Genomic DNA, 13,794 nt, shown 5'->3' with positions numbered 1-13,794 from the left:
AGGCTGGTCAAGAAAGAAGCAAGTTGCGCGCCAAATCAGGATGGGCGCATCGTCGCGGCAGCGCATGGATGGTCATTGCGATTGCCCCATTGTTCGCGCCGGCCGCGCAACCACGGCCTGCGGCACGTCATAGGCGCTGAACGAGGCCCAGTGGCGTTCGACATCGGCGCGAAACAGGCCGCGCGTCAGGCCATTCACGAGCTTCGGTACAGCGGTCGTCATCGCATTGATCGACGATCCCGACGGACCAAAGCTCATGGTGGAGGCGATGGCGAAGAGATGGATGTCTGATATCCACGGCGTTGCACCCGGCACGCGCTCGGTGAAAGCGTAATCGTCGGCGAGATAGGGAAAGCGGCCGAGCCGTTCGTTGCGCTCGTCGTCCGGCGGCTGGTAGCGATCGGCCCAGGTCGCGATGTTGCCGGCAAACCGGCCGAGTTCGCCTCGCCCGGCAAAGTCCATGTCGATGCCGGTGCCGCAGATGACGAAATCCGCAATGATCGACCCACGCGGCGTCTCCAGTTCAACGCCGGCGACCGTCTGGCGCGCGGCCTCGAGCGGCGCGCCCTCGTGCAATGTGAAATTGGCGTGACACGCGCAGCGGTCATAAGTCGGCTGCGGAAAGCCCTCGCGCATTTCCAGGACCTTGCGCATGAAGCGCCAGCGCCAGGCATCGTCGAGATCGCCAAGATGGCGCAGAAAGCCGCGAAAGGTTAGCCAGCGATAGGGCTGGATCACCTGGATTTTTGGACGACGGCAGAGCAGATGAACCTCGGCCGCCCCCGCCTCCAGCGCAGTCGCTGCATTATCAAAGGCCGAGGCGCCGGCGCCGATCACGGCGACACGCTTGCCGCGCAGGCCTTCGAAGTCGATGTCGTCGGCAACGGTTGCGACAGAACTCTTCGGCAGATCGCGCAACGGCTCAGGGATCATCCAGTCGCCCATGCCCTCCTGCCCCGTCGCGAGCACGATCTTGCGGGCATAGAGCGTTTCGACGGTGCCCGCCCGCTTCACGCGCGCGGCGAGCAAGCCGTCGGGGGCTTGCGCAATCTCCAGAAGCTCGCAGCCGTTGCGCACCGGCATGCCGATCGTGCGCCGCAGCCAGAGCAGATACTCAGCCCAATGCTCGCGCAGGATCAGGTTCAGCGACTGCCAGCTCTCCTTGCCGAAGCGCGCCTCGTGCCAGGACTGATAGGTCAGGCTCGGGATATCGAGGTCAGGACCGGTATAATCCTTCGGGCTGCGCAGCGTCGGCATGCGGGCATAGGTGAGCCACGGGCCTTCCTTCCCCTCCTCGGCCTTGTCGAGCAGCAGGATGTTGCTGACGCGCGAGCGCATCAGGCCGAAGCCGATCGCAATGCCGGACTGGCCGGCGCCGATGATGAGCACGTCGAGCGCGGGCTTGCCGTCCGGTCCCGTCTTCGGTTCGAGCCAGGCGGCGTGGGGATGCGCGATCCTGGCGAGATCCGCGCGAACGCCCGCTTCGAGCTCTGTCAGCGCGTCACTCATGCCGCGAGCCAGCCTCCGTCGACCACGGCAACGGTCCCGGTCGTGAACGATGACGCATCGCTCGCCAGATGCAGCGCGGTCTGGGCGATCTCTTCCGCCTGGCCGAACCGCTTCATGGCGTGGCGATTGCGGGAAGCTTCGCGCACCTCCTCCGAATTGGCGTGGCGGGCAAAGCTGCGGCGAAGCATCGGCGTATCGATCGCGCCGGGCGCAATCGCGTTGACGCGAATGCCGTCGGTCCCAAAATCCACCGCCATGGTCCGGGTCAGGCTGACGATCGCGCCCTTGGCGGCGATATAGGCGCTGTTGCCCTTGCCCCCGGCGATCGCGAGCTGCGACGCCAGCGTGATGATCGAGCCGCCCTTCTGCCGCTGCATCTGCGGCACGGCCGCGCGCGCCCACAGCCAGGTGCCGCCGACATTGGCGCGGAACACCGCGTCCCAGTCCTCAGGGCTCGTCGTCAGCACGGTGCCGCCGCAGGAGAAGCCGGCCGCGGTCATGAGGACGTCAAGACGGCCGTGGCGCGCGACGACCTCGCCGACGACGGTCTCGGCGAATTTGCCATCGCCGACATCGCCGACATGCCTCGTTGCTTCGCTCACCAGCTTGAGCGTCTCCTCAAGCCCAGCAGCATCCCGATCGACCAGCGCGAGCTTCGCGCCTTCGTCTGCAAACAGCTTTGCGCTGGCGCGGCCGATGCCGGATGCTGCTCCCGTGATGATGGCCGTGCGCCCTTGCAGCCGCATCTCAGATCCACTCCTTGTGCTCGGTCAACCAGGTGTTCATCGCGGCGGCGGATTCGGCGCGGCCGAACCGCGCGCGCCAGCCGAATTCATCTTCCATCCGATTGATCGCGAGCGGCGCGCGAGCCGGCCCGTGCAGCTTGATGACAGTCTTCTCTCCGGGCGCGGCGAGCCGGCACTCAAGGCCGGGATTTAGCGCAGCAAAGGCCTCGCCCCATTGCAGCGCCGGCCATAACCCGCCGTTGGAGATGTTGTAGAGCCGGTGGCGCGGCCGCTCGGCTTCGACCAGGATCGCGACGGCTTCGGCTGCATCCGGCGCGTAGATCCAGTCCCTCATGCCCGGTTCAGGCATGATGGCCGTCTCGCCGCGCGCGAACGCGGCCAGGATCTGGTACTGGAGGCTCGGCGTATCGCGCACCGAGCCCGGCCGTTCCCACGGACCGTACACGGCACTCAGCCGCACGCTCAGGAAATCGCCGCCGAAGAGTTCGGCGTGACGCGCGACCGATCGCTCCGAGGTGAACTTGCTGATGGCGTAGAACGAGACGGGATCGCAGGGCGTGTCCTCGCTCAGGATCTCGACCCGTCCACCCGCGGCGCCGTAAGCCGAGGCCGACGACAGATTGACGACACGGCGAACGCCATGACGGATCGCCGAGAGCAGGATCGGGATCTGCGCCATCACGTTGATTTCGAGAACGCGCGCGGTGGAGGCCCGCTCGAGCTCGTCGCCCGCCGTGATCGCAGCGCCGAGCACGATCGCATCGCAGCCGCCGGCGATGAGGGCGTCGATGGCTGCAGCGTCGGTGACATCGCCCTGCACCGCTTTGAGCCCCGCGCCGTAGCCAGCGAGAGATCGCCGCGCGGATGGCGGCAGCTCCGCGCGATCATGCAGCGTCACGTCATGGCCGCGCGCAAGCAACGCCTCAGCAACATTGAGGCCGACAAAACCGGCACCGCCGAAGATGATGACCTTCATCGCGCGCGATCCATCATCACAGCAGTTTTGCCCCGAAATTCCGCTCCGGATCCATGTCGGCCACGAGCCGGCCGGTGGGCCTGGCCGCCTCGCCGCCGCTCCGCGCCAGGAACTTTCCGCTGCCCGCGCTCGCGAGGCACTTGTTGCCGTCGACGATCACGCGGCCGCGCGACAGCACCGACACCGGCCAGCCCTTCAGCTTGCGGCCTGCGAAAGGGGTGTAGCCGGCGAGGTCGTGCATCATCTCGTCGGCGATCACGGTCTCGCGGTTGGGATCCCAGATCGCGATATCGGCGTCGGCGCCGACCGCGATCGAGCCCTTGCGCGGATGCAGATTGTAGATCTTTGCCGGCGCCGTCGCCGTCAGCTCGACGAACTTTTCGAGGCCCAGCCGGCCCTTCGACACCATCGCGTCGAACAGCAGCGGCAGCCGCAGCTCCAGTCCCGGCAGGCCGTTGGCAACCTGCTTGAAGTTCGGATTGGGGCCGGCGCGCAGCTTGCCGGTCTCGTCGTAGCGATACGGCGCATGATCCGACGAGATGGTCTGGAGATCGCCGAGCGACAGCGCCTGCCACAGCGCCTCCTGGTCGGCGTGCGTGCGCGGGGGTGGGCTGCACATCCACTTGGCGCCTTCGGAGCCGGGCTTGTCGAGATCGTTTGCAGTGAGGAACAGATATTGCGGACAGGTCTCGGCAAACACCTTCAGCCCCTGCCCGCGGGAGTCGCGGATGACCTTGGCGCCCTCGGCGGTCGAGACATGGAAGATCATGATCGGCTGGTCGATCAGTGCCGCCATGCCGATCAGCCGGGTAAAGGCCTCGGCTTCCGACACGCGCGCGTGGCTGACGGCGTGGTATTTCGGCATGGTGTAGCCGCGCGCGAGCAGGCGCTTGACCATCCATGCGATGATGCCGTGATTTTCGGCATGGGCGCACAACATCGCGCCGGACTGACGTGCGGCGAGGAGAATGTCGAGCAACGGCTCATCGTCGACCTTGAGCCGGTCATAGGTCATGAAGATCTTGATCGACGCGTGGCCCTGCTTCACCAGCGCCGGAATGTGCTCCTCGACCGTCTCCTTGGTCGCGTCCGCGATGATCATGTGAAAGGCGTAGTCGATCACGGCGCCCTTCTTGGCGAGCGCGTGATAGTCCTCCACGACCTGCGGCAGCTTCATGCCGACATGCTGGGCGGCGAACGGGATCACGGTGGTGGTGCCGCCGAAAGCGGCAGAGACGGTCGCGCTCTCGAAGGTGTCGGCGTTCATGATGCCGGCGGCCGAGAGCTGCTCGATATGTGCGTGGCTGTCGACGCCGCCGGGCAGCACCAGCTTGCCGCGCGCATCGATCTCGCGCTTGGCGGGCGGAAGCCCGCGGCCGATCGCTGCGATGGTCTCGCCGGAGATGGCGACATCGGCCTCGAACACGTCGGTCGTGGTGGCGACGCGTCCGCCGCGAATGATCAGGTCGTAAGTGGGTTCAGTCATGAGGCACTCCATGATATGCCTGAGCCAAGTGATCGCCCTTTTGTAGGAAGACCAGCATGTCCCGGCCGCGCATTCTCGTCATCAATCCGAACTCCAACCCTGCGGTCACGCAAGGGCTGGAGGAAGCCTTGAAGCCGCTCGGCTTCGAGGGCGGTCCCGAACTGGTCTGCCAGTCGCTGGCCGAGGGACCGTTCGGCATTGAAAGCCAGGCCGATGTCGACGGTGTCGCCATGCCGCTGCGAAAACTGGTCGAGGGCGACAACAGTTCTGCCGCCTTCGTGATCGCCTGCTACAGCGATCCCGGGCTTCAGGTCTGCCGCGAAGGCACCAACCGTCCCGTGTTCGGCATCGCCGAATGCGGCGTGCTGACGGCTCTCGCCCGCGCCGAAACCTTCGGTGTCATCGCAATCGCACAGCGCTCGATCCCGCGCCACATGCGCTATCTCAGGCAGATGGGACTGACCGAGCGTCTCGCCGGCGAGCGCCCGCTCAACATGAGCGTTGCGGAAACCGCCTCGGGCGAAGGCACGCTGGCGAAGATGATCGAAATCGGCCGCGCGCTGCGCGACGAGGACGGTGCCCACGCCATCGTGATGGGCTGCGCCGGCATGGCGCGCCATCGCCGCCCGCTCGAGGACGCGCTCGGCATTCCCGTGATCGACCCGACACAGGCGGCCGTCACCATGGCGCTGGGTACGGTGCAGTTCTCGGCTCACTAGGCGTCCTTCAGCTCTTTCTTGAGCTCCGTCTTGTCCTGGCGTGCGAGCCATTGCGCATGGCTCTCGCGCGACAGCGCAAACGTGTCGCGCTGTGTCGTGTAGAGATTGCCGAACATGCGGCCGATCGGCCGGTAGGCGTCGAGATCAACATACATGTTGGCTTCGTCGACAAGGCCGTCGCGCGCGTGCACCCTGAGCACCTCGCCGACCAGCAGCTCGCGATCCGGCGAGAAGGTCAGCACGACGTGACGGCGGCATTCAAGCGCGAACGGCGCGGCGGCAAGGCGCGGTACTTTCACGTCGACGGATGGAAGCGTCGCCAGACCCGTCGCCGCGACCTCACTGTCGCCGGAGGGAAAATCGACCGCGCAGTCGTTCATCGCGCCTGACAGCGCCTCGTCCACCATGTGCACGACGAACTCGCCGTCGCGATGGATGTTGCGGGTCGTGTCCTTTGGCGCGTGATCCGGCTTGTGCTGCAGCCCCAGCACGATCAGCGCAGGGCTCTCGGAGAACACATTGAAGAAGCTGAACGGCGCGGCGTTCACCGCTCCGTTCTCGTCCAGCGTCGTCACCAACGCGATCGGCCGCGGCACGATCACGCCGCAGAGCAGCTTGTAGCGATCGCGCGGATCGAGCTCGCGCAAGGAAATGCCGGATGTGCCCTTGTCCGCCATCGGCGTCACTTCTCCGGCGGCGGCACTGCGCCGGTGCGGCTGGTGATCAGGCCGTAATGCTCGACGCGGCGATGCGCCGCAAAGTTGAAGATCGTGGTCTTGCCAAAGGTGGTGGCGTCGAGGTCGCAAGGATGAACCAGAAGCTCGTCTTCTTCCGTCTTCGCTTCAGCGACGATCTCGCCATTGGGATCGACGATCAGGCTGCCGCCGAACAGCGGATGGCCGTCCTCATTGCCGGCCTTGGCGACCGCGACGACCCAGGTCGCGTTCTGGTAGGCGCCGGCCTGCACCGAGAGGCGGTTGTGGAACAGGCGCTTCTCGACGCCCTCCTCGCTCTTCTCGGCATTCACGGACGGCGTGTTGTAGCCGATCAGCACCATTTCGACGCCCTGCAGGCCCATGACGCGATAGGTCTCGGGCCAGCGGCGGTCGTTGCAGATGGCCATGCCGATGACGCCGCCGAGCTCGCGCCAGACGTTGAAGCCGAGATCGCCCGGCTCGAAATAGCGCTTCTCCAGATGCTGGTGCGAGCGCTTGGTGTCGTATTCGACATGGCCCGGCAGATGGACCTTGCGATATTTGCCGACGATCTTGCCGGACTTGTCGGTGAGGATCGCGGTATTGAAGTGGTGGCCGTCGGGCGTCAGCTCGGCATAGCCGAAATTCATCGCCATCTGGTGCTGCGCCGCACGCTCGAACAGCGGCTTGGTCGCCGCGTTCGGCATCTCGCGCTCGAACCAGATGTCGGCCTCGGCCCGGTCCTCCGAGTACCAGCGCGGGAAGAACGTCGTCAGCGCCAGTTCCGGATAGACGATGAGGTCGGCGCCCTTCGCCTTGGCCTCGTCCATCAGCGCGATCATGCGCTTGACCACGGCCTCGCGGCTGTCGGCCTTCTGGATCGGGCCCATCTGGGCGGCGGCAACGGTGACGATACGCATCAGCGAGTTCCTGATTTCTTCGCGAGTTTCTTGGTGAGGCTGGCGATCGCAGCTTCGGGGGTGTGTCGGCGCGCGCAGCATAACGCGCTTCTGCGCCGGTTTTCCAGCCAAGCAGCTTTCATGCCGTCCGGCCCCATTCGGCGTCCTGCAAAAGCCGCCAATTGATCTTGTTGCTCGCGGTACGCGGCAGCTCGTCGACGAAGACGACGGCGCGCGGCGCCTTGTAGCTCGCCATCGCCTCGCGCGCCCAGCTCACGATTTCGTCCGGCGAGGTCGTTGCGCGCGCGGCCTCGTCCAGGACGATCAGTGCCTTGACGGTCTCGCCGCGATAATCGTCGGGGGCAGAGACGATGCAGCACTCGCGGATGGCGCGGTTCTGGTACATCGCGGCCTCGACTTCTGCCGGCCACACCTTGAAGCCGCTGACATTGATCATCCGCTTCAGGCGGTCAACCGCGAAGAAATAGCCCTGGGCATCGCGATAGCCGAGGTCGCCCGTGCGCAGGAACCGCTTGCCAGAGATTTCGATGAAGGATTCAGCGTTGGCCTGCGGCCTGTTCCAGTAGCCCTGCAGCACCTGCGGCCCGTGCACGACGATCTCGCCGACGACATTGTCGTCGAGTTCGATCAGGCTATCAGGGTCGACCACCCGCGCATCGGTCTCCTGCACGGCAATGCCGAGGCATTGCCGCTTCGGCGCGGCCATCGGATTGAGATGGGTCGGCGACATCGTCTCGGTCATGCCGTAGCCCTCGACGAAATCGAGCCCGAAGCGGCTCTTCAACCGCTCGGCGACCGCGGTCGGCATCGCCGCGCCGCCGCCGGTCAGCACTTTCAACTTGGCAAAGCAACGGTCGCGGAACCTGGCGCTGGCAAGCACATCCACGATCATGGTCGGCGCCGCGTTCCAGAACGTCACGCCATAGGTCTCGAACAGATCAGGCAGCAGGTCCTTGTCCCAGCGCGCCATCAACAGCAGGGTGGCACCCGCGACAACAGCCGCATTCATCGAGCCCTGCATGCCCGCGACGTGGAACAGCGGCATGAAGCCGGTCATCACGTCGCCGCCGCCCATGCCATACCAGCGCGCCTGCAGGACGGCGGTGAACAGCGCGCTTCGATGCGTGTGCATGCACGCCTTGGGCTTTCCCGTTGTCCCCGACGTATAGGGCAGGATCATGAGATCGTCCGGCCCTGCACTCATCGCAGCCGGCGCCAAGCCTTGCGCGATCGCGGACGACCAGGACTGCCAGCCCGGCAAGGACGGCACGTCCGAGGGCGCCTCTGTCACGCATGACGGCAGCGTATACGGCGTGGCCGCAGGCACCTCGTCGCGATATTGCGCGACGATCGCATGCGTGACGGCTTCGCCCACCAGCGGCGCAAACACATCGCTCAGCTCGCTGCCGATGATCGCAACCCTGGCCCCGCTGTCCTCCGCGAGATAGGCGATCTCGGCGGTCTTGTTCATGGGATTGACCGGCACGATCACGGCATCGGCCCGCATCACCGCGTAATAGGCGATGACATATTGCGGCGAGTTCTGAAGCGCGATCATGACGCGGTCACCGCGCGCCACGCCGCAAGCGTTCTGCAGGAAGCCAGCCAAGGCGTCGACTCGCTCGCGCAACTCGGCGTAGCTCAGGCTTGCACCGTAAAACGCCATCGCCGGGTGCGACGGCCGTTCTCGCGCAACACGTGCCAACGCATCGTACAGCGTTCCCTCCGGCATCGCGAGATGCCAGGGCTCGTCCGCCGGCCAGGCCGGCGATCGTCGGGACGCTGCGGACTCTTCGTTCACCGGTGCTCCTCGTCAGCGATATCGAGACCGTGGTCGAGCGCATCGAGCAGCAGCGTCGCCTCGCGCTCGGAGATCACCAGCGGCGGCGCCAGGAACAGCGAGGTCTGCTCGCCGCTGGTGCCGATCACCGCACCAGCCTCCAGCGCCCGCGCTGCGACACGCGAGGCGATCGGCACCTCCGTGGTGTCGGCATGCCAGGTGCGCCAGTCCGGACCGTGCAGTTCCACCGTCCAGTGCAGGCCCTGCCCGGCCACGCGCTGCACGCTCGGATGCTTTTGCGCGATCGCGAGCAGCCGGCGGATGAACACCTTTTCGAGCATCTGCACGTGCTCGAGGATCTTGTCGTCGGTGACGACCTTCAGATAGGCGCTGACGGCCGCCATGCTGATCGGATGGCCGCGCAACGTGCCGTAATTCTGCCAGCTCGTGCCCTTCAGCCGCTCGACGATATCCTTCGACACCACGACTGCGGCGACCGCGGCCGCACCGCCGCCGAGTGATTTGCCGAGCGTGACGATATCCGGGCGGCTCTGGGCGCCCTGGAAAGCAAACCAGCGCCCGGCACGTCCCGCACCGGTGACGACCTCGTCCGCGATCCAGTACGAACCGGCCTCGCGCGCGCGCTTCGCCACCTCGTCCTGATAGGCGCCGTCGTAATAGATGCCGCCCTGGGTATAGTCGATGATCGTCGCCGCCGTATCGGACAGCAGTCGCGTCGCATCGGCGAGATATTCGCTCGGCGGGGTGTTGTTGGCGGGAGCCCCATAGATCGCGCCATCAGGCGCCGGCAGGATCCGCACCGGCGCCATCGGCGCCGGCAGTTTCGAGCCGCCTGTGTGCACCGCGAGGCCGCCGTGCCATTGCGGCTGCACGGTCATGCTGCGCGACAGGCCGGTGATGCCGTGATAGGCGCGCTCGCGCGTCGCCAGTGCGGAGCGCTGCGTCAGCGCCTGGCAGAGCGACAGCGCCATGTCGTTGGCCTCGCTGCCGCTGATGCAGAAGCGCACCGCGCCGACCCAATCCTCCTCGCCCTGGAAGGCCGACGCCATCAGATCGTCGGCGGCCTGCTCGCGGCCGACCCAGGTCCATCCCTCGTTGACGACAGGCGTATCGGCCGCGCGGCGGATCGCTTCGACCATCGCTGGATGCCGATGGCCGAGGCCGCCGCCGGTGTTGCTGCCGTCGATCAACTTGCGGCCATCCGACAGATGGAAGTAGACGCCCTCGCCGCCGACCACGGCCATCGGCGCGCTCTCGCCAGCGTTCAGCCCGGTTCGCAACAATCTGCTCATCGCAATCCCCTCACTTCGCGGCCGCGGCGCCGTAGCCGCCGCCGCCGCACATCTCGATCGTGACGAGATCGTCTTGCTGCAACACCAGGTTCGATTTGCCGTCGATGGCGACGTTCGCGCCCTGCCTGACCAGCGAGATGCGGCAGGCCTTGCCGGATTCGCCGCCCTGCATGCCCCAGGGCGCAACCACCATGCGCTCAATACAGGTGGTCAGATGCATCGAGGGCGCCAGGACGCGATAGGTGCGGACGGAGCCGTCACCGCCGCGCTGGGTACCTGCGCCGCCGGAATTCCAGCGGATGGCCTGCTGCTCGAGGCGGATCGCGTAATTCGCCTCGATCACCTCGACCGGCGTGTTCGAGGTGTTGGACAGATGCACGCGCGTCGCCGACATGCCGGCACGGTCATGCCGCGCGCCCTCGCCGCCGCCGTGGACCTCATAGAGCATCTTCCACGATCCGTTCTGCCGCGGTTCGGCGAAGAACAGCACGCCTGCGGTGGTCGCGCCGCCGGCCGACAGCCGCTCCGGGATGGTGTCCTGCATCGCGCGAAAGATCGCGTCGACGATGCGCATCGAGGTCTCGTGATTGCCGGCGGCAACCGACGCGGTCCAGCCCGGCTCCAGGATCGAGCCCGGGCGCGTGATGATGGTCAGCGGCCGCAGCGCGCCGGCGTTCTGATGCATGTCGCGCCCGCTCATGATGCGCGCGGCATAGGCAACGGCCGAGCGCGCCATGAACGGCGTCGTGTTGCAGAAGTTCGAGACGCGGTCGCAGCTCCCCGAAAGGTCGAAGGTCGCCTCGTCCCCGCGAATGGTGATCTTCACGTGAATACGCGCCGGCGCGTTGTTCACGCTGCCGTCGTCGAGATAGTCCTCGCCCTCGTAGACGCCATCCGGCAGCGCACGCAGCGCTTCGCGCATCTCGATCTCCGAGAGATCGTGCAGGCGCGACTGCGTCGCCATGAAGACGGCCTTGCCGTGCTCGCGACAGAGCTCGACGATGCGCTTCTCGCCGGCCTTGGTCGCCGCGATCTGGGCGAGCAGATCGCCCTCGCAGGATTCGGCGTCGCGGACATTGGCCTTGAGCAACTGCACGATCGGCGCGCTGATGCCGGCCGCGGTCGCGATCAGAACCGGCGGAATCCGCATCGCCTCCTGGAACGTGTCGATCGCCTTGGCAAAATAGCTGCCGGGCCAGGTGCCGCCGATGTCAGGCCAGTGCGCGAGGCTGATCGCGAAGGCCACGATCTCGCCGTCCACGAAGACCGGCCGCACGACCTTGACGTCGTTGAGATGATTGCCGCCGAGCGCGCCGACATTGTAGATCAGCACATCGCCGTCGTTGAGGCTGTCGCGCGGCACCACCTTCAGCAGTTCGGGGATGGTGTAGGCCATCGCCCCGAGATGGATCGGGATGTCGCGGCCCTGCCCGACGAGGCCACCGTGGCCGTCGGTGATCGCCGACGACAGATCGCCGGCCTCGCGCAGCAGCGGCGAGCGCGCCGAACGCGTCATCACCAGACTCATTTCCTCGGCCGCGGCCGAAAGGCCGTGCCTGATGACCTCGACGACGAATGGATCGAGCTTCATGCCGCCCTCCGCGTCAGGAACAAATTGCCGGCGGCATCAGGCTTTGCCTGCCAGCCGGGCGGCACCACTACGGTGGACCAGGCGTCCTCGATGATGGCGGGGCCGTTGACCATTTCGGTGAGCGCGGCGCGATCGATGATCGCGGTCGCGGTGTCGTGGAGGCCGTCGAACGAGCAGGTCCGCTTGCCCGTCGACACGGCCCTCACCGCGGTCGCCGGCCGGCTCACGACCGTCGTGGACGGGCGGCGCGCCTGCACGCGCACGGATTCGATGACACAAGCCTCGCCGGTCGCATAGCCGAACAGCTCATGATGCCGCGCCAGGAAATCTTTCTTCAGCTTGCCGACATCAAGCGGCAGCGTGAACGGCACCGGGATAGCGTCGTTCTGCGCCGCGTAGCGCATCATGGCGACGAGCTCGACCTGAATCTCGGCCCTCGCGACGCCGTTGGCGATCAGCGGCGCTGAAGCATCCTCGATCAGCGCCCCGATCCGGTCCGACACGCGCGCAAGGTCGATGCCGTCGAGGGCGGCGCGCAGCGTCTGCTGCTGCAGGAAGCTGAAATCGGCGGTCAGGCACCCCAGCGCCGAGAACGCACTCGACGCGCTGGGCACGACGACCTCCGCAATCCCGTAGAGATCGGCAAGGCCTGCGGCATGCATCGGGCCGCCGCCACCGAAGGCGAGCAGCGTACAGTCGCGGCCGTCGATGCCGCGCTCGACCGTGACGCGGCGAAGCGCGCGCGCCATTGTCGCATTCGCGACCTTGATGATGCCGAGCGCGGTTTCGGTCAGGCTGAGGCCCAAAGCGCGCGCGATCGGTTCGATGACGCGCTTTGCAGCTTCGATGTCGATCCCGATGCGGTCGCCGAGTTTCGTCTCGGGATTGAGATAGCCGAGCACTGCATTAGCGTCCGTGATGGTCGGCTCGGTGCCGCCGCGGCCATAGCAGGCCGGGCCCGGCTCGGAGCCGGCGCTTTCCGGCCCGACCGTCAGGCCGCCGGGACCGTTGCGCACGATCGAGCCGCCACCCGCGCCGATCGAATGAACCGCAAGCATCGGCTGGCGCAGCGGCTTGTCGCCGAGCATGCGACCGTCGGTCATTTCGGCCTGGCCGTCGACGATCAGGCAGACGTCGGTCGTGGTGCCGCCCATGTCGAACGTCAGCATCCGCGACGTGCCGAGCTGGCGCGCGATGCTGACGGAGGCCGAGACACCGGCCGCCGGACCCGACATCGCCATCACCAGCGGCCGCCGCTTCACGGCCGAGATCGGGATCATGGCACCGGCCGAATGAAACACCTGCAGGCCGGGGCCGATCGGCAGCCGCTGCTCCAGCTCGCTGAGATATTCGACCGCGATGGGCATCGCGGCCGCGTTGAACACGGTCGCCGAGGTCCGTTCGTATTCGCGCGCCTCGGGATTGACCTCGTGCGACAGCGAGACGTGGGCGACCACATTCTTAAGGCGCTCGCCCAGCATCTTCTCGTGGACGGGATTGGCATAAGCGTGGAGCAGCGCGACAGCGACGCTCTGCACGCCGCTCTCTTTCAGCCACGCCACCAGACGCTCGATCTCGGATTCGTCCAGCGCCTTCAGCACCCGCCCCTCGTGATCGAGGCGCTCGGCAAGCCCGAAGCACCGTTCGGGCGGCACCAGCGGCGGCGATTTTGGGGGAATGTCGAGACGATAGAGATCGCGGCGGCGATAGCGCGCGATCTCCAGCACGTCGGCAAATCCAGCGGTCGCGACCAGCGCCACCTTCGGCAGCCGGTTCTCGACGATGGCATTGGTGACGCGCGTGGTGCCGTGGACGAAGCGCTTGACCTCGCTCTTGCGCAGGCCCACCGCCTCGATCGCCTCCAGCATGGCCTGAACCGGCGCCTGCGGCCGCGACGGCACTTTTGCGATCCGCGCCTCGGCGGAGTCGCGGCGGATGGCGATGATGTCGGTGAAGGTGCCACCGATATCGGTGCCGACTTCCCAGTGATGTTCGGAAGAGCTCATGTGCAGGGGTCAGCTACGCTTGACGTCCGGACCGGACGCCGGGTCCTTGCCGT

Annotated in this window: 11 protein-coding genes; 1 reads left to right on the top strand and 10 read right to left on the bottom strand. The window is 66.6% G+C overall.

The features are described 5' to 3' along the window. Positions 1 to 72: 72 nt before the first annotated feature. Genes VGR99_RS12850 through hydA form a run of 4 tightly spaced genes read right to left on the bottom strand, consistent with a single transcriptional unit; the run spans position 73 to position 4,717 of the window. Positions 73 to 1,509 (bottom strand): NAD(P)/FAD-dependent oxidoreductase, encoded by a 1,437-nt coding sequence (locus VGR99_RS12850; RefSeq protein WP_326898735.1) that lies wholly within the window; start codon positions 1,507 to 1,509, stop codon positions 73 to 75. Further along, the gene (locus VGR99_RS12845) at positions 1,506 to 2,255 is read right to left on the bottom strand and encodes an SDR family oxidoreductase (RefSeq protein ID WP_326898734.1); all 750 of its coding nucleotides are present in this window, start codon (positions 2,253 to 2,255) and stop codon (positions 1,506 to 1,508) included. The genes VGR99_RS12850 and VGR99_RS12845 overlap by 4 nt, the downstream gene beginning before the upstream one ends. A gap of 1 nt (position 2,256) precedes the next feature. Further along, positions 2,257 to 3,231 carry an NAD(P)-dependent oxidoreductase gene (locus VGR99_RS12840; protein ID WP_326898733.1) on the bottom strand — a complete coding sequence of 325 codons (975 nt, stop codon included), beginning with the start codon at positions 3,229 to 3,231 and terminating at the stop codon, positions 2,257 to 2,259. 16 nt (positions 3,232 to 3,247) lie between these two features. Next, the gene (gene hydA, locus VGR99_RS12835) at positions 3,248 to 4,717 is read right to left on the bottom strand and encodes a dihydropyrimidinase (RefSeq protein ID WP_326898732.1); all 1,470 of its coding nucleotides are present in this window, start codon (positions 4,715 to 4,717) and stop codon (positions 3,248 to 3,250) included. A 56-nt stretch (positions 4,718 to 4,773) separates the two neighbouring features. On the opposite strand from hydA, the gene VGR99_RS12830 reads away from it, so the two are divergent. Further along, the gene (locus tag VGR99_RS12830) at positions 4,774 to 5,436 is read left to right on the top strand and encodes an aspartate/glutamate racemase family protein (RefSeq protein WP_326898731.1); all 663 of its coding nucleotides are present in this window, start codon (positions 4,774 to 4,776) and stop codon (positions 5,434 to 5,436) included. Here VGR99_RS12830 and VGR99_RS12825 read toward each other — a convergent pair. The 6 genes from VGR99_RS12825 to VGR99_RS12800 all read right to left on the bottom strand — a co-directional run bounded on the left by VGR99_RS12825 (position 5,433) and on the right by VGR99_RS12800 (position 13,741). After that, entirely contained in the window at positions 5,433 to 6,113 is a 681-nt protein-coding gene (locus VGR99_RS12825; RefSeq protein WP_326898730.1) for a flavin reductase family protein, read from the bottom strand. The genes VGR99_RS12830 and VGR99_RS12825 overlap by 4 nt on opposite strands. A 5-nt stretch (positions 6,114 to 6,118) precedes the next feature. Beyond that, entirely contained in the window at positions 6,119 to 7,051 is a 933-nt protein-coding gene (locus tag VGR99_RS12820) for an N-carbamoyl-D-amino-acid hydrolase (RefSeq protein ID WP_326898729.1), read from the bottom strand. Positions 7,052 to 7,169: 118 nt separating this feature from the next. Next, positions 7,170 to 8,852, bottom strand: a complete 1,683-nt coding sequence (locus tag VGR99_RS12815) for a long-chain-fatty-acid--CoA ligase (RefSeq protein WP_326898728.1) — start codon at positions 8,850 to 8,852, stop codon at positions 7,170 to 7,172. Further along, entirely contained in the window at positions 8,849 to 10,144 is a 1,296-nt protein-coding gene (locus tag VGR99_RS12810) for an aminotransferase class III-fold pyridoxal phosphate-dependent enzyme (protein ID WP_326898727.1), read from the bottom strand. Before VGR99_RS12810 ends, VGR99_RS12815 begins: the two co-directional genes overlap by 4 nt. Positions 10,145 to 10,154: 10 nt before the next feature. Further along, entirely contained in the window at positions 10,155 to 11,735 is a 1,581-nt protein-coding gene (locus VGR99_RS12805) for a hydantoinase B/oxoprolinase family protein (protein WP_326898726.1), read from the bottom strand. Then, on the bottom strand, positions 11,732 to 13,741 hold the full coding sequence (locus VGR99_RS12800; protein ID WP_326898725.1) for a hydantoinase/oxoprolinase family protein: 2,010 nt from the start codon (positions 13,739 to 13,741) through the stop codon (positions 11,732 to 11,734). The genes VGR99_RS12805 and VGR99_RS12800 overlap by 4 nt, the downstream gene beginning before the upstream one ends. Positions 13,742 to 13,794 lie beyond the last annotated feature (53 nt).

This window comes from Bradyrhizobium sp., assembly GCF_035935975.1.
In the GTDB taxonomy this organism is placed as follows: Bacteria; Pseudomonadota; Alphaproteobacteria; order Rhizobiales; family Xanthobacteraceae; genus Bradyrhizobium.
Note: the sequence above shows the minus strand (reverse complement) of the source record. Positions and strands in the feature narration are given on the sequence as shown.